The organism is Marichromatium sp. PS1 (genome assembly GCF_041155115.1).
Taxonomy (GTDB): Bacteria; Pseudomonadota; Gammaproteobacteria; order Chromatiales; family Chromatiaceae; genus Marichromatium; species Marichromatium gracile.
In genome coordinates this window covers 84,219-100,117 of record NZ_BAAFHB010000001.1, presented here as the reverse complement: position 1 = coordinate 100,117, position 15,899 = coordinate 84,219, and the positions used below count along the sequence as shown (strand labels likewise).

Annotated in this window: 11 protein-coding genes and 4 pseudogenes; 6 read left to right on the top strand and 9 right to left on the bottom strand. The window is 59.8% G+C overall.

Annotated features, from left to right (window positions below; all coding sequences use genetic code 11):
- The first annotated feature begins 72 nt into the window (after positions 1-72).
- The gene (locus ACAM26_RS00460) at positions 73-1,593 is read left to right on the top strand and encodes an aldehyde dehydrogenase family protein (RefSeq protein WP_123139910.1); all 1,521 of its coding nucleotides are present in this window, start codon (positions 73-75) and stop codon (positions 1,591-1,593) included.
- Between the two features lie 51 nt (positions 1,594-1,644).
- On the opposite strand, the gene ACAM26_RS00455 is transcribed toward ACAM26_RS00460, so the two are convergent.
- Both ACAM26_RS00455 and rsgA read right to left on the bottom strand, forming a co-directional pair.
- Entirely contained in the window at positions 1,645-1,980 is a 336-nt protein-coding gene (locus tag ACAM26_RS00455) for a hypothetical protein (RefSeq protein ID WP_369612919.1), read from the bottom strand.
- A 155-nt stretch (positions 1,981-2,135) separates the two neighbouring features.
- Positions 2,136-3,194, bottom strand: coding sequence for a ribosome small subunit-dependent GTPase A (rsgA, locus tag ACAM26_RS00450; protein WP_369612918.1), 1,059 nt, complete (start codon positions 3,192-3,194; stop codon positions 2,136-2,138).
- 382 nt (positions 3,195-3,576) lie between these two features.
- Between rsgA and ACAM26_RS00445 the strand changes: the two genes are divergently transcribed.
- Complete coding sequence (locus ACAM26_RS00445) at positions 3,577-7,929, top strand: hypothetical protein (protein WP_369612917.1); 4,353 nt, start codon at positions 3,577-3,579, stop codon at positions 7,927-7,929.
- Positions 7,930-7,968: 39 nt separating this feature from the next.
- On the opposite strand, the pseudogene ACAM26_RS00440 reads toward ACAM26_RS00445, so the two are convergent.
- The 3 genes and pseudogenes from ACAM26_RS00440 to ACAM26_RS00430 all read right to left on the bottom strand — a co-directional run.
- Positions 7,969-8,229: pseudogene (locus ACAM26_RS00440) on the bottom strand (transposase); the annotation flags it as partial.
- A 251-nt stretch (positions 8,230-8,480) separates the two neighbouring features.
- Positions 8,481-9,221, bottom strand: a complete 741-nt coding sequence (locus tag ACAM26_RS00435; RefSeq protein WP_132228674.1) for a hypothetical protein — start codon at positions 9,219-9,221, stop codon at positions 8,481-8,483.
- 123 nt (positions 9,222-9,344) lie between these two features.
- Positions 9,345-9,626 (bottom strand): annotated as a pseudogene (locus ACAM26_RS00430) (GNAT family N-acetyltransferase); the annotation flags it as partial.
- An 81-nt stretch (positions 9,627-9,707) separates the two neighbouring features.
- Here ACAM26_RS00430 and ACAM26_RS00425 point away from each other — a divergent pair.
- From ACAM26_RS00425 to ACAM26_RS00410, 4 genes and pseudogenes are all read left to right on the top strand, one after another.
- Positions 9,708-10,418, top strand: a complete 711-nt coding sequence (locus ACAM26_RS00425) for an IS1 family transposase (RefSeq protein ID WP_369612975.1) — start codon at positions 9,708-9,710, stop codon at positions 10,416-10,418.
- Between the two features lie 164 nt (positions 10,419-10,582).
- The gene (locus ACAM26_RS00420) at positions 10,583-11,287 is read left to right on the top strand and encodes a GIY-YIG nuclease family protein (RefSeq protein ID WP_369612916.1); all 705 of its coding nucleotides are present in this window, start codon (positions 10,583-10,585) and stop codon (positions 11,285-11,287) included.
- Between the two features lie 163 nt (positions 11,288-11,450).
- A protein-coding gene (locus ACAM26_RS00415) for an IS3 family transposase (protein ID WP_369612915.1) occupies positions 11,451-12,541 on the top strand; the annotation gives its coding sequence in 2 pieces (ribosomal slippage) (positions 11,451-11,703 and positions 11,703-12,541; 1,092 coding nt in all).
- A 17-nt stretch (positions 12,542-12,558) separates the two neighbouring features.
- Positions 12,559-12,720 (top strand): annotated as a pseudogene (locus tag ACAM26_RS00410) (transposase); the annotation flags it as partial.
- A gap of 314 nt (positions 12,721-13,034) precedes the next feature.
- Here ACAM26_RS00410 and ACAM26_RS00405 read toward each other — a convergent pair.
- The 4 genes and pseudogenes from ACAM26_RS00405 to ACAM26_RS00390 all read right to left on the bottom strand — a co-directional run.
- Positions 13,035-13,744 (bottom strand): IS1 family transposase gene (locus tag ACAM26_RS00405; protein WP_369612976.1). Its coding sequence is split into 2 segments (ribosomal slippage): positions 13,035-13,463 and positions 13,466-13,744, totalling 708 coding nucleotides; the frame shifts between segments, so codons are not numbered across the junction.
- A gap of 256 nt (positions 13,745-14,000) precedes the next feature.
- Entirely contained in the window at positions 14,001-14,711 is a 711-nt protein-coding gene (locus tag ACAM26_RS00400) for an IS1 family transposase (RefSeq protein WP_369612975.1), read from the bottom strand.
- 67 nt (positions 14,712-14,778) lie between these two features.
- Positions 14,779-15,339 (bottom strand): hypothetical protein, encoded by a 561-nt coding sequence (locus ACAM26_RS00395; RefSeq protein ID WP_369612914.1) that lies wholly within the window; start codon positions 15,337-15,339, stop codon positions 14,779-14,781.
- Positions 15,340-15,601: 262 nt separating this feature from the next.
- A pseudogene (locus tag ACAM26_RS00390) lies at positions 15,602-15,772 on the bottom strand (transposase); the annotation flags it as partial.
- Positions 15,773-15,899: the final 127 nt, after the last annotated feature.

Genomic DNA, 15,899 nt, shown 5'->3' with positions numbered 1-15,899 from the left:
GTTAACGTCCTGTTGCCGGCACGGCGCGTGTCTTGCCGCCCAAGCGATGACGACAACAGGAGGATCTGAGCCATGATCTATGCCAACCCTGGTGATCCCGGCGCCGTGGTGCGCTTCGCCGAGCGCTATGAGAACTTCATCGGTGGCGAGTGGGTCGCCCCGGTCAATGGTCGCTACCTGGACAACGTCAGCCCGGTCAACGGCCAGGTGTTCTGTCAGGTGGCCCGCTCGGATGCCGCCGACATCGCCCTGGCGCTCGACGCCGCCCACGCCGCCGCTCCGGCCTGGGGGCGGACCTCGGTGACCGAGCGCTCCAACCTACTGCTCAAGGTCGCCGATCGGATCGAGGCCAATCTGGAGCGGCTGGCGGTGGCCGAGAGCTGGGACAACGGCAAGGCGGTGCGCGAGACCCTGGCCGCCGACATCCCGCTCGCCGCCGACCACTTCCGCTACTTCGCCGGCTGTATCCGCGCCCAGGAAGGCTCGATGGCCGAGATCGACGAGCACACCGTCGCCTATCACGTCCACGAGCCGCTGGGCGTGGTCGGGCAGATCATCCCCTGGAACTTCCCGCTGCTGATGGCCGCCTGGAAGCTCGCCCCGGCGCTGGCCGCGGGCAACTGCTCGGTGCTCAAGCCCGCCGAGCAGACCCCGGCCTCGATCATGCTCTTCATGGAGCTGATCGCCGACCTGCTGCCGCCCGGGGTGATCAACGTCGTCAACGGTCTCGGCGAGGAGGCCGGGCAGGCGCTGGCCACCAGCGAGCGCATCGCCAAGATCGCCTTCACCGGCTCGACCCCGGTCGGCCAGCACATCCTGCGCTGTGCCGCCGACAAGTTGATCCCCTCGACCGTCGAACTCGGCGGCAAATCGCCCAACATCTATTTCAGCGACATCCTCCGTCACGAGGACGACTATCTCGACAAGTGCGTCGAGGGGCTGGTGCTGGCCTTCTTCAACCAGGGCGAGGTCTGCACCTGTCCGTCGCGGGCGCTGATCCAAGAGGACATCTACGAGGACTTCATCGGCCGGGTGATCGAGCGCGCGGCGCGTATCAAACGCGGCAACCCGCTCGACACCGACACCCAGGTCGGCGCCCAGGCCTCGCAGGAGCAGTTCGAACGCATCATGTCCTATCTCGACATCGGTCGCGAGGAGGGCGCCGAGGTGCTGATCGGCGGCGGCGCCGAGTGTCTCGACGGCTGTCTGAGCACCGGCTACTACGTGCAGCCGACCCTGCTCAAGGGGCGCAACGACATGAAGGTCTTCCAGGAGGAGATCTTCGGCCCGGTGGTCGGCGTGACCACCTTTCGCGACGAGGCCGAGGCCATCGCCATCGCCAACGACACCGAGTTCGGGCTCGGCGCCGGGGTCTGGACCCGCGACACCAACCGCGCCTACCGCGCCAGCCGCGCGATCCAGGCCGGGCGCGTCTGGGTCAATTGCTATCACGCCTATCCCGCGCACTCGGCCTTCGGCGGCTACAAGAAGTCGGGGATCGGCCGCGAGACCCACAAGAAGGCGCTCGATCACTACCAGCAGACCAAGAACATGCTGGTGAGCTACAGCACCAGCCCGCTGGGCTTCTTCTGAGCGCACGGGGCCGCCCCCGGGGTGCGAGCCCCGGGGCGGTCCGTCGGACGATTAATTGAACATCTGGCAGGAGATGCTGCACGAGGACCTGGTGAAGACGGTGCCCGGCGGGCAGGGCATGCGCTGCGGGACGTCCTCGGGTACGCAGACCGTCGTCTGGTGCGGCTCGAAGCTGCCGACCGAGGTCGTCCAGCCGGGCGGGCACTGATAGCGGATCTCGAGCGGCGGGCGGGCGACGTGCAGGTCATCCGGGTCCGGGTGTTGCTGGACCTCGACCTCCCTCGGGTCGGGTTTGGTGAACTGATCCCCGGGCTCGGCCTGGGTGGTCGGCGCCAGTCCGGTGAGCAGGGCCAGGGAGAGGCCGAGTGCGGTCACGGTAGGTCTCATGCGCGGATACCTCGCTAGTCCATTGATCGAGATGATGTCCTTGCGCGCGCTCCTGGCACCGATCTGCAGGGATGCGATCGGTGAGGCGCTCGCCTCACCGACCGAGCCGTGCCACCGGACCGCGTGTCTATTGAGCCGGGTCCTGTCGTCACGGGTCAGCGTCTCAGCTGTTTCTTCACCGACTTGAGGTATTTGCCGAAGTCGCGGTCCTTCTTGCGCCGCTCGGCATGGGAGCGCTGGTGGAAGGCGGATTCCTCCCGGAGCTTCAGGTAGCTGTCGAGCTGTGCCCGACCGATCGTCCCGACCTCCACCGCCTGCAGGATAGCGCATCCGGGCTCGTCGGTATGGGTGCAGTCGCGGTAGCGGCAGTGCTGCGCGAGCGCGGTGATCTCGCCATAGCTGGCGTCGAGACCGCCCTCGGCGCCGATGACGCCGAACTCGCGCATCCCGGGGTTGTCGATGACCAGCGCGCCGCCGTCGAGCCGCATCAGCTCGCGTCGTACCGTGGTGTGACGTCCCTCGCCGGTGCCGCTGACGCCGCCGGTCTCCTGACGTGCCTGATCGGTCAGCAGGTTGATCAGGGTGCTCTTGCCGACGCCGGACGAGCCGACGAAGCAATAGGTCCTGCCCGGGGTGAGCAGCAGTTCGAGCGTCTCCAGCCCCTCCCGCGTCACGCTGCTCAGTGTCAGCGCCGGCGCACTGATGCCGGCGTCACGGATCTCCGCGATCTGGGCCTCGAGCACCTCCGGCGCGACCAGATCGGTCTTGGTCAGCAGGATGTAGGGCTCGGCGCCGCCGTCGGTCACCATCACCAGATAACGCTCCAGGCGCCTCAGATTGAAGTCGAAGTGGCAGGACTGGACGATCACCGCGCAGTCGATGTTTGCCGCGATCATCTGCGGCTCACTGCTGTTCCCGGCGACCTTGCGGCGCAGCGCGGTGCGCCGCGCGAGCAGTGCATGGACGATGCCGAAGTCGTCGTCCGCGCCACCCTCCACAGACACCCAGTCACCGACGCAGGGGTGTGCGTCGGGGTGTGGGTGGCGATGGAGATAGCGACCGGCGAGCCTGGCACGGAACGGGCCGGTCTCGTCGAGCAGCAACAGCTGGTCGCGATCGACCGCGGCGACGCGGGCGAGTCGTGTGTTCGGGGCGGGGTCGAGCCTGTCCTCGAACCAGTCGGTCCAGCCCAGGGGGATCAGTTCGGCGTGCATGGTGGTCGTGTCGTCCGGTGATGGGTGGGTCCATGGGGGCAGCCGAGGCGCTGTCGCGATCGTCTTCGGGAGGCGTCATCAGCCGTGCCTTCGTGCCGATTCTAGCGGTCCCGCGAGACGGGGTCCTTGCGGACATGCCGGTCGGGGACGGGCGGGGTCGCCTTCGTGCCGAGCCGCCGCGAGATCGGCGCGAGACCAGGGCGGTTGCGTGGGACGGCCCGAGGCGTTCACTCGGGCTCGATGAACGGCTGTATGATGCGAGGCGTCGCAGACGAGGAGCGTCAGCCCGGTGATTGCCCCCTTGACGCGCATGTTCCGCGCGGCCCGACAGCTACCCTCCAGCGCACCCAATCCATCATCGACGCCACAGGGAGGGGACGCGATGTCTCGCTCAGGACACCTGATACGCAGCGCCCGCGAGAACACCGGCGTGTCTCTCGGCATCAGGCCATTGGCGCCCGTGGCCGGGCTCTTCGTCGTCCTCGCCGTGCTGCTCCTGCCGGCGACGACGCTCGCCCAATCGGCGCCAGAGGTTGTGTCTCCGGGCCAGGAGACGGCATCGGGCGCGATGATCGAGGGGCAACCGCTCGATCTGGTGGAGGACTGGCGGCTCACCGGCGTTCCTGCCGAGCTGCAGGCATGGGTCCCGTGGGCGCTGCGAGACCAGGCCGCCGCGCTCGGCTGCACCCCCGCGCTGGCCGCCGGCGCCGCCCTCGATCCCGTGTGTGCCTGGCCGGGACCGCTCGTCCTGTCGATCGGGCGCGAGGCCATGAGCTTCCGACAACCCTGGACCTTGCTCGAGCGGGGCTGGCTGCCGCTCCCCGGTCAACGCGGGGCCTGGCCGACCGAGGTGACGCTCGACGGCGCGCCCGCGACCGTGGTCGATCGGGACGGGAAGCCGTTCCTGTTCCTGGACGGACCCCGCGCATCCGCCCGCGTCGAGGGCGAGATCGCGTGGCTCCGCCGCCCGACGCAGCTGTCCATCCCCGAGCAGGTCGGGGTGGTGCTGGCGGCCGACGGCACGCCGCTCCGGCTCGACGACAACGGCGATCTCTGGCTCCAGCGCCCTCGCGACGCGACGCCGGCGGCGCCCCAGGACTCGCTGTCGATCAAGGTCTTCCGGCGCTTCACCGATGGCAACCCGATGGTCGTCGTCACCCGGCTGCTGATCTCCGTGACCGGGCGCGAGCGATCCCTGACGTTCGCGGACTTCCTGCCCGAGGGCTTCGTCCCCCATCAGGTCGAGAGCGCGCTCCCGGTGGGCATCGATCAGGCGGGGCGGCTCGAGATCCAGGTCGGGCAGGGCTCGCACTCGGTCGACGTCCTGGCGCACGCCACCGGCGACATCCTCAGCATCCCGGTTCCCGATGTCGCCGGCGAGGGCTGGCCCGGCAGGGAGCTGTGGTCGTTCCAGGTGGTGCCGGCGCTTCGTTCTCTCGGCTTCACCGGGCTGGATCAGATCGACCCCAGCCAGACCGAGATCCCCGAGCCGTGGCGCGGCGATCGCGCCTTTCTGGCCGAGGCCGGCAAGGCCGGATCACTCGACGTGCAGTTGCTCGCCGATATCGGCTCGGGCGTCGGGCGTGTGGACCTGCGCCGCGAGGCGTGGCTCGACTTCTCCGGTCGCGGGCTGACGTTCCGCGACAGCATCACCGGCGAGCTGTTCGCGCCGGGCCGCTTTTCGTCGCCCCTGGACATCGGCCGTCTCGAGCTGAACGGCACACCGTGGGTGCTCTCGGAGATCGCCTCGGACGATGAGACGGCGTCGCTGGACGGGATCGAGGTGCCGGCGGGGCGACTCGCGCTCACCGCGGAGGGGCGTCTGGAGACCGATCCCGAGCAGTCCGGCACCTTCCCCCTGCGGCTCGCGAGCAATGGCTGGGCGGCCGAGAGCGCGGTGTTCGACTCGGTCAACACCACCATCAACCTGCCGGCGGGGTGGCTCGCCGTCGCCGCCTTCGGCACCGACAACCTCCCGCAGACCTGGCTCACCAAGTGGAACCTGCTCGATCTGTTCCTGCTCATCCTAGTCGCCGCGCTCTTCGTCAAGGCTCTGGGCCTCTGGGCCGGCGTGCTGTGGGTGATCGTCGGGGCGCTGACCTGGCAGTTGCCCTTCGGCGGCGGGTCGCTGTGGATCGCCGTCATCCTCCTCGGCATCCTGACGCGGGCGTGCTACCAGCGCGATATCCCGCGTCTCGGCAACCTCGTCGGCGGGATCGCCGCGGTGCTGTTCGTCGTGCTCGCCGTGTTCGTCGCCTCCTACACGGTCTATGCGGTCAAGACGTCGCTGTTTCCGCAGCTTGATCGCAACTTCGCCAACCGCTACGACGCGGCGTTGTCCAGCCCGAACCGCGCGATGGGGCTCGCCGAGGCCGAGATGGCGATGCCCTCATCCGCGCCCATGCGGGGCAAGGCCGCCGCGCCTTCTGACTATCTGGGCCTCGATCAGGACGGTGGTCGCCTGCAGGTGATCGTCGATGCCGAGGCCAAGATCGGCACCGGGCCGGGACTGCCCACCTGGCGCGGCAACCAGACCACCCTTGCCTGGCAGGTCCCGAACGTCCCGGATGCCTTCGAGTCCGCCTCGCTCTATCTGCTCACGCCGATGATGTTCGGCGCCGCGAAGCTGATCGGCGCGGGCGGTCTCATCGTGCTGCTGGTGGCATTGGCCTTCCGCGGCTACCGGACCTATCGCGACCGGCCCGCGGCATCGGACGAGGAGGCGATGACGCTCGACGTCGGCGCCGCGCGGCCCTCGTCGCCCACCGTTGCGCTGATCGCCGTGGCGGTGCTGTCGAGCCCCGCGCTCTTCGTCAGCGACGAGGCGCTCGCCCAGTCCGTCGGCTATCCCTCGGACACGTTGATCGAGGCGCTGCGTTCGCATGTGCTCCGCTCCCCCGAGTGCGCGCCCAACTGTGCGTCCTCGGGCGACATGCGGGTGATGATCTCCCGCGCCGAGGACCAGCAGGGGTGGACGCTGCGGCTGCTCCTGGACGTCTCCGCCCTGCACGAGACCGCCTATCCGCTCCCGGCGCGGCGCTCCGAGTGGCAGCCACGGGCGGTCCTGCTCGACGGCGAGACGCCGCCGGTGCGCGCGGATGCCGCATCGCGGATCAGGTACGTCCGCATGCCCGCCGGGCGACACACCCTCGAGCTGTCCGGCGCCATCCCGCCCGGCGGGCTGACCCTGACGCTCAACGCCCCGCCGCAGCGAATCCGGGTCGAGGCCCCGGACATCTGGCGCGTCGATGGCGTCTCCGCGCTCGGGCTGTCCAACGGCAGTCTCAGCATCGCGCCCCGGCAGCGCGCTGAGGCCGGGGACGCGAGCGCGCCCGATACCGCGGGACTCGAACCCTTCACCCGGGTGCTCAGGACCATCTCCTTCGGTCCCAAGTGGACGGTCTCGACGCGGGTGCAGCGCCTGTCGAGCAGCAGCGACAGCGCCGTCGTGCTGGTGCCCCTGCTCGATGGCGAGCGCGTCGTCTCCTCGGGCCTATCCGTTCGGGACGGCCGCATCGAGATCCCGTTCCGCGCCGGCCAGACCGAGCGTCGCTGGACCAGCGAACTGGAGTTCGCCGACCGCATTCGTCTGGAGAGCCCGGGCGGGGGCGCGTTCAGCGAGACTTGGGCGATCGCGGAATCCCCCTTGTGGCGCGTCGAGGCGGTCGAGGACGAGGGCGTCGCAACCCTCCAGCAGGGCGCGCTGCGGACCTGGAAGCCCTGGCCGGGACAGCGCATCGAACTCAACGTGACCCGGCCCAAGCCGGTGCCGGCCGCAACCATGACGGTGCGCGCCTCGACCCTGACCGTCATGCCGCGGGCCAAGGGCTCCCGCTACACACTGGAGGTCAGCATCCAGTCCAGTCAGGGGGATGTGCTGCCGATCAGGCTGGCGGCCGGGTCGCGCTTCGAGGCGCTCGAGGTGGATGGCTCCAGACGGCACGTCCGAGAGACCGCGCTGGAGGATGGCCGGGTGGAGCTTCAGGTCCCGATCGATCCCGGTCTCCATAGGGTCCTGGTGAGCTGGGACGCCGAGGCGGCGATCGCGACGCGCTACCGGGTCGAGCCGGTCGAGCTTGGCGTGACCGCCGCGACGAACCTCAGCGTCAAGGTGATGCCCGCCGAGGATCGATGGGTGGTCTGGACCGCCGGTCCATCCATGGGGCCTGCCGTGACCTTCTGGGCACTGCTGATCGCCGTTGTCGTCGCGGCCCTGGTGTTCGGGGCGATTCGCGGGATTCCGCTCAAGCGCCTCGATTGGTTCGTGCTCCTCGTCGGACTGACGCAGTCGCTCCTTGCCGCGGTGGTCGTGGTGGTCTGGGTGCTCGCCTTCCATGCGCGCGGTTGGTTGTCACCGAAGGCCTCGGCGTGGCGGCACAACCTCGTGCAACTGGTGCTGGCGCTGCTGACCGTCGCGGCCTTCGCCACGCTGCTCGACTCGATCCCGTCGAGCCTGCTCGGCCAGCCCGAGATGCATATCGCCGGCAACGGATCGAGCGCCGATGCGCTGCAGTGGTATCAGGACCGGGTCGAGGGTGAGGCGTGGGTGGCGCTGCCGCAGCCCGAGATGATCTCTGCCTGGGTGATCGTCTACCGGGCGTTGATGCTGCTGTGGGCGCTGCTGGTCGTGCGTCTGGTCGTCCGGCTGGCAAGCTGGGCCTGGGCGCGGTTCGTCGCCCCCGTGGCGTTCAAGCCGATCGGGGGAGGGGCGCGGCGCGCGCAGCCGAAGGTCTAGCGTGCAGGGGCTGGCGCGGCCAGGGACAGGCCATGCACACTATCGGCCAGGGACGGGCGAGGGCGATGCGGTCGCAGCCGGACGATCGGTCGGCGTGGTCGGGCCGAAGAGGGCCATGGCGCGGCGCACGCCGCGTAGATAACGACACTCTCGCCGTGCCGCGAGCGCCGTCAGTCGCTCCGGCGCACCGATTGCCGCGCCGAACCCCTTGAGCAGGAAACCGGCGTGCTCGACGAAGCGCTCCGGCGCGATGCCGAGTCGGGTGAGAATCTCGGGCAAGTCCGACGGGATCGCGCCGCGATCCCGTTGTGCGTACTTTCTTCCGGTGTCTTCGGGGTCACTGCCCAGACTGGGTTGATATCGACATCGGCTATCACCGCCAATCTACCCAGCCCCGTCGATGTTTGAAACTCCCTCTGTCAACCGATAGAAGCCGCAGAGATATACTTGCCGCCCACAGCGCGGGCAAGCGTAGGAGAGGTTTTTGTATAAGTGGGCGGGGTGGGTGTTCCTTAATTATTGGTGTTGCTTGTTTTTGGGTTGCGCATGAATTATTTGTTGCGTATTTTTGAGTTTTTCGCGAAATCAATTTGAGCGAAGGCGCCTTGCCCTAAACCATCCGGAAGCCCGGGGATATTGCTCCTGCCTTGAAATATTGTGCATGGAAGTAATGTTGTGCCTGGGTATATGTCTATGGCGGGATTGTATTTGAACATAAGTGAAAAGACTGCCGTTTCTTCAAGAAGGTATAGCTTGGAAAGTTCGAGAGAGCGGGCTAGTGTTCTTTTCGAGGAGCGGTTTCTGTTTTTTTGTCTTTCCCAAAACACATATGCATTTTTGTCGATTGCGTTATGGAATTCTATATTGCGATCGTAGAGTTTATATGTCGAGTCTAGTGATTTTTTGTAATCTTTATGGCTTCTCCAGGAATCCCAGCGGGATAGGTAAAGGTTTCTGATTTTTGAGAAAAAACAAGAGTTCCTTTCTATCCATTCATTGCCCAATTCTATGCTTTGCTCTAACGCTTTTTTTTCTGTGATGTTGTCTTTTGACATTGAGTTGTATCGCTGCAATGTGTCATTTACGCATAAAAATATTTGACTCCCCTGTTCTGGAGTAAATCTGTTTGTGGCCCATTCTATTGTGGCGCTGAGTTTTTCGGCTTCGTGGTACTGGTGGCCGACGCTTATTTGAAGCCTGCAATTGCGATGATTTCTCCAGCTGTCTCCACGTTTCACTTTTACTGAGTAATTTCCTGACGGGGGCGGGTATTGAGTTCTCCTGTGAAACATGAGCTTTCTCTTTTTGGTTTGCGTTTTTTGCTGCGGGCTTGTTTATAACTGGGCGGAAAAGCGTTCTGCGATAAGTGTAGAGTGTCGCTCTTGGGGGGGGGCACGTTATTTTGGCTTGGCTTGTTAGTGTTTTTGATTTATGAGGTTTGCCGTAAAGTGGCGATGACTTTCTGTCCAGTTTATATTTTTTACGGAAATGTTAAGGTCTGCCATCTCTTTGATTTGGTAGCTTGATTCTGATAGTGCTTTTTGAAACATTTTGAGGCTGGCGAAATTATTTGGGGGTACTGAAAACTCTACACTTTCAATGTTGTGTTTTTCGAAATTACAAAGTATTTCTTTTATCATTCTTTTTCCAATTCCTTTTTTTCTGAAGTTTATATCTACGCCAACCTGCCAGATATACGCTAATTTTTTTGGTAGTGCCCTGACCGATAGGTTTCGATAAGATCAGAATCCATTTCTTTAAGGTTGAAGAAAATGTATCTGACATGTCCGCAGTGTCACTCCAACCATGTGACCAAAAATGGATTCAACCGGCTGAAAAAGCAGTTATACAAGTGTCAAGATTGCGGTCGCCAGTTCGTTATCCATCCTGCCAAGGGGCAGGTTTCTCAGGAAACCCGCGAACTGATCGATCGGTTGCTGCTGGAAAAAATCTCCCTGGCCGGAATTGCCCGTGCGGTGAAGGTCTCCGAGGCTTGGCTGCAGAACTACGTGAACGAGAAGTACAAGAAGGTTCCTCGTCAGGTCGCGCTAAAAAAAAACACCACATCCTACGGAGTAATCCTGGAGTGCGACGAACTGTGGTCCTTTGTCGGAAAACGCCTGAACAAACAATGGATCTGGCTCGCTATGGATCGCCTGACCCGGCGTATCGTCGGGGTCCATGTTGGCGATCGTACGGAGCGCTCCGCACAGGCTCTGTGGGATTCCATCCCAGCGCAATATCAGACTTCCGCTCCCGTCTACACAGATTTTTGGAGCGCCTATGCGCGGATCATCCCGGCACACCGACATTATCCCAGTGCGAAGTCACAAGGGGAAACCAACCATATCGAACGGTTTAACGGTACACTCCGGCAGCGTATCTCCCGCTTGGTGAGAAAGTCGCTCGCGTTCTCGAAGAACCAGGAAAACCATCTTGGTGCACTCTGGAACTTCATTCATCACTACAACGCCAAGATGTGCGTGTGATTCATTGTGGGAAGCCAAACACATCGAGAGATTCAAAACCCTATCGGTCAGGGCACTACCACACCTAACAAACGCATGTTGCCGGACTGTTTTTCCGCTGCGCTACAAACCAGCCGCAAATGCGGGCGTTACGTGTCTTTAAGAGTTCGGAGTATTTTTGAATAATGCAAAATATTATCTATGTAATGCGTCATGTAGATATTGGTGGGAACGTCGATATTCCGTATAAAAAAGTGGGTATAACTGGAGCCGGGAATGCAAGCCTTAGTTCAAGGTTGTTACAGATAAGCAATACAAAATCTCCTATAAAGGCGCAATGTATAGCTGCTTGGGAGCATCATGACGCACGGGCTGTTGAAAATGCGTTACATATGCTCCTGGATGACAGCCGAGTTGAGGGTGAATGGTTCTTAGATAAAGACGATACTTTAGTCGAGCGTATGCAACCAATTATGGAGCTAATAGGTGCGAAGGAATTACCGATTGAGCAAAGTAATGACGTTTATACTCAAAGCGTCCTTCGTAAAGAGGTAGAAGCGAAACAAACGTCTGATCATATTTTACTTGGCGAAATTTCAGATTTACTAGAGAAGCCTCTTAGATCCAGTTCACGGATTTCTGGGCCTACATTTTTCAGTGATGAAAAACAGCTAACTTACTACGTAAATGCAAGGAAGTCGGGTAAGCATCATCTCTCTATAGGCCGGAGCAGGGATATCTATGATGATATTAAAGAGTTTCTTGAAGGTCGAGGATTTGCCGTAGAGCAAGGAAAAAAAGGTGGTGCAAAAGTAATGAGTATAAGCAATGAAACAGTTGCCTCAGTAATTAACTTAATTGAGCGCGAGTTTGTACCAATCAACACGTAACAAGTTGCACCAGCCGACATTTTTTCCGTAGCCCCTTTTTGTGCTTAATAGAACCGAAGAAAGGAACACCCACTTACCGTTGACGTGTCCCCTTCCCCAAAAATAGGTCCAGCGAAAAGTAGAGACCGAGAGCATGATGGTGGCCGAGCAGAGGAGAGCCCACATGCGCAAGAGCAAGTACAGCGAGCAGCAGATCGTTAACGCATTGCGTCGCGCTGAGTCTGGAGTAGCCGTCAAGGACGTGTGCCGGGAGCTGGGGGTCAGCGCGGCGACCTTCTATCAATGGCGCTCGAAGTACGGGGGGATGGAGGCTTCGGACCTGAAGCGGCTGCGCGCGCTGGAGGAGGAGAATCGCCGGCTCAAGCACATGTACGCGGATCTGAGCCTGGATCACAAGATCCTGAAGGAAATCGTCGAAAAAAAGCTCTGAGCGCCAGGGCGCGGCGCGCCCTGGCGGGTGAGTCCATGGTCGAGGGTGTGAGCAAGCGGCGCGTCTGTCGACTGCTCGGGCTGAGCCGTTCGGTGCTCGACTATCACGCCCGCCCGCGTGACGACGGGCCGCTGATCAAGGCGCTGAGCACGCTGGCCGAGCGCTATCCATCCGCCGGGTTCCGCAAGCTCTATGTGCGGCTGCGCCGCGCCGGACATCCCTGGAACCACAAGCGGGTCTGGCGGGTGTATTGCGCGCTCAAGCTCAATCTGCGGCGTCGGCGCAAGCGGCTCCGTGCGCTCCGCCCGCCGCAACCGCTGGTGCAACCGATCCGTCCCAACCTGCAATGGTCGGCCGATTTCATGAGCGATGCGCTGAGCAGCGGCATGAGCTATCGCACCTTCAACCTCATCGACGACTACAACCGCGAGGCGCTGCGTATCGAGGTCGACGTCTCGCTGACCTCGGCGCGCGTCATCCGCGTACTCGAACAGGTCATCAGCGTCCGGGGGCACCCCGAGCGTCTGCGTCTCGACAACGGACCGGAGTTCACCAGCACCGTCTTCCAACGTTGGGCCGCCGAACGTGGTATCGCCCTCGACTTCATCAGCCCCGGGAAACCGACCCAGAACGGCTTCATCGAGCGTTTCAACGGCAGCTTCCGCCGCGAGGTCCTCGATGCCTGGCTTTTCAACACCCTCGAGGAGGTTCGCCAACAGGCAGACGACTGGCTCGACGAATACAACCTGCGCCGACCGCACGAGTCGCTCGGCGATCTTTCACCAATCGAGTTTCTTAACCGCCGCGGACATGCCGCAGAGTAAAGGACACCCACTTACCAATGACTCGTCCCCGCGCCTCGCTCGTCTCCCTCTCCGATACGCCCTGGTATCACGTCGTCACGCGCTGCGTGCGCCGGGCGTATCTCTGCGGCTTCGATCGGTTGACCGGACGGAGTTTCGAGTATCGGCGCGGGTGGGTGGAGTTGCGGTTGCGCCAGCTCGGAGAGTAAAGGACACCCAACGGAGAGTAAAGGACACCCACTTACCGTTGACGCTCCCAAGGCCCTCTCCATGACTCGTGCCCGCGCCGCGCTCGTCTCCTTGTCCGATACGCCCTGGTATGGCAGAAACAAAAGGACACCCACTTACCACTTACCACTTACCACTTACCACTTACCACTTACCACTTACCACTTACCACTTACCACTTACCACTTACCACTTACCACTTACCAGCGTAGACTTGAAACGCGGGTAGTGCCCTGACTGATAGGATTTTGAATAGCTCGATGTTTTTGAGCTTTCCCGCAATGAATCACACGCACATCGTAGCGTTGTAGTGATGAATGAAGTTCCAGAGTGCACCCAGATGGTTTTCTTGGTTCTTCGAGAACGCAAGCGACTTTCTCACCAAGCGGGAGATACGCTGCCGGAGTGTACCGTTGAACCGTTCGATGTGGTTGGTTTCCCCTTGTGACTTCGCACTGGGATAATGTCGGTGTGCCGGGATGATCCGCGCATAGGCGCTCCAGAAATCTGTGTAGACGGGAGCGGAAGTCTGATATTGCGCTGGGATGGAATCCCACAGCACCTGTGCGGAGCGCTCCGTACGATCGCCAACATGGACCCCGACGATACGCCGGGTCAGGCGATCCATGGCGAGCCAGATCCATTGTTTGTTCAGGCGTTTTCCGACAAAGGACCACAGTTCGTCGCACTCCAGGATTACTCCGTAGGGTGTGGTGTTTTTTTTAGCGCGACCTGACGAGGAACCTTCTTGTACTTCTCGTTCACGTAGTTCTGCAGCCAAGCCTCGGAGACCTTCACCGCACGGGCAATTCCGGCCAGGGAGATTTTTTCCAGCAGCAACCGATCGATCAGTTCGCGGGTTTCCTGAGAAACCGGCCCCTTGGCAGGATGGAGAACGAACTGGCGACCGCAATCTTGACACTTGTACAACTGCTTTTTCAGCCGGTTGAATCCATTTTTAGTCACATGGTTGGAGTGACACTGCGGACATGTCAGATACATCTTTTTCATCCTTAAAGCAAGAGATTCTGATCTTATCGAAACCTATCGGTCAGGGCACTACCTTAGGTGTTTTCCAGCACATACTCTGCGGCATTAATATTGTCCAATGTGTTATCAACGAGTTTCTTATATAAATCAAAATGTATGGAAGAATACTCCAGTTTGTGAATCTCGTTGATATAAAAATATTGGTAGTGCCCTGACCGATAGGGTTTTGAATCTCTCGATGTGTTTGGCTTCCCACAATGAATCACACGCACATCTTGGCGTTGTAGTGATGAATGAAGTTCCAGAGTGCACCAAGATGGTTTTCCTGGTTCTTCGAGAACGCGAGCGACTTTCTCACCAAGCGGGAGATACGCTGCCGGAGTGTACCGTTAAACCGTTCGATATGGTTGGTTTCCCCTTGTGACTTCGCACTGGGATAATGTCGGTGTGCCGGGATGATCCGCGCATAGGCGCTCCAAAAATCTGTGTAGACGGGAGCGGAAGTCTGATATTGCGCTGGGATGGAATCCCACAGAGCCTGTGCGGAGCGCTCCGTACGATCGCCAACATGGACCCCGACGATACGCCGGGTCAGGCGATCCATAGCGAGCCAGATCCATTGTTTGTTCAGGCGTTTTCCGACAAAGGACCACAGTTCGTCGCACTCCAGGATTACTCCGTAGGATGTGGTGTTTTTTTTTAGCGCGACCTGACGAGGAACCTTCTTGTACTTCTCGTTCACGTAGTTCTGCAGCCAAGCCTCGGAGACCTTCACCGCACGGGCAATTCCGGCCAGGGAGATTTTTTCCAGCAGCAACCGATCGATCAGTTCGCGGGTTTCCTGAGAAACCTGCCCCTTGGCAGGATGGATAACGAACTGGCGACCGCAATCTTGACACTTGTATAACTGCTTTTTCAGCCGGTTGAATCCATTTTTGGTCACATGGTTGGAGTGACACTGCGGACATGTCAGATACATTTTCTTCAACCTTAAAGAAATGGATTCTGATCTTATCGAAACCTATCGGTCAGGGCACTACCTAATATTGAATATAGACTAAAGATAATGACACGGTGAGCGAAAGGTAGAACAGAGAAAGCGTAAGAACGAGATCGCTGTAAGCGATCACTAAGAATCGGGAAAAACCAGGGTTTGCGCTTAGCAGTCTTAAAAAAAATCTAGTTTGCGCTATTGATACTGCGTCAATAAAAATGTTTGATAAAAACAAGAATGATACGGCAAATAACAGAAAGGGATGATCATGGAAGTTGTCCGATATTTGCGAAACTAAATCAGGGTTGAGTAAGTGCACTATTAAGATGTTAAGGATAACAAATGAAGTGGAGAACAAAGCTGTAACGAAAAAGAATCGCAAGCTCCAGAACTCATTTCCAAAAACTCGAAGAAAAACGTCTTCTAAGAATAGTTTTATTGCGTTGGTGCTGTTGGCAATTTCCGCGGTAAACTTGTTACTTGACGCTTTGCCGAGCAAAGCATTTGCAAGTTTGGCTTTCGATTCTGTTGTTGCGAATCGATCTAAAGCAGAGCCAAGAGTTAATAAAAATCCGGCAATGGTAAGTGCCGCAAGGGTCGCGTCCATGTTTTTCTGTCCTTAGTTATTGGCTGTCAAGCCTCCTGAGATTATATGTCCGCTTATTGAATGGTTTTGGGTGTTTCTGTGTGCGCTCCTTGATTATGTGAGTTAAGAATGTCTATTAAGGGTTTGATTTTTATTTTTTGCTCTAATAGTTGAATGGGGTGGCGCCTGCGTTTCCAGTGTTATGCTGATAGCAGCCTAACACAATATTGGCCGACCGCAATGCGTTGCGCTTATCCTGTTTTTTCATCCCCAAGGGTTTGGTCTACGTTTTGTACGAAAAGTAGTGCCTGAGGCATCTACGGATGTAAGCAAGCGTGAACATTGCCGAGAAGCTGGTCGCTAACTTGTCGTAACGGGAGGCGATGCGTCGACAGGACTTGAGCCAGCCGAACAGCCGCTCGATGACGTTGCGCTTGCGATAGCTGGGCTTGTTGAGCGTCCAGGGCTATCGTATCAAGGATCTATAATATTATAAGATGCCAATATCTTTTGATATCAGTCTATTGTCGCCATCTTGCATCGAAACCCCGTCGTTATTCCCACGAAAGATTTAGGACTGT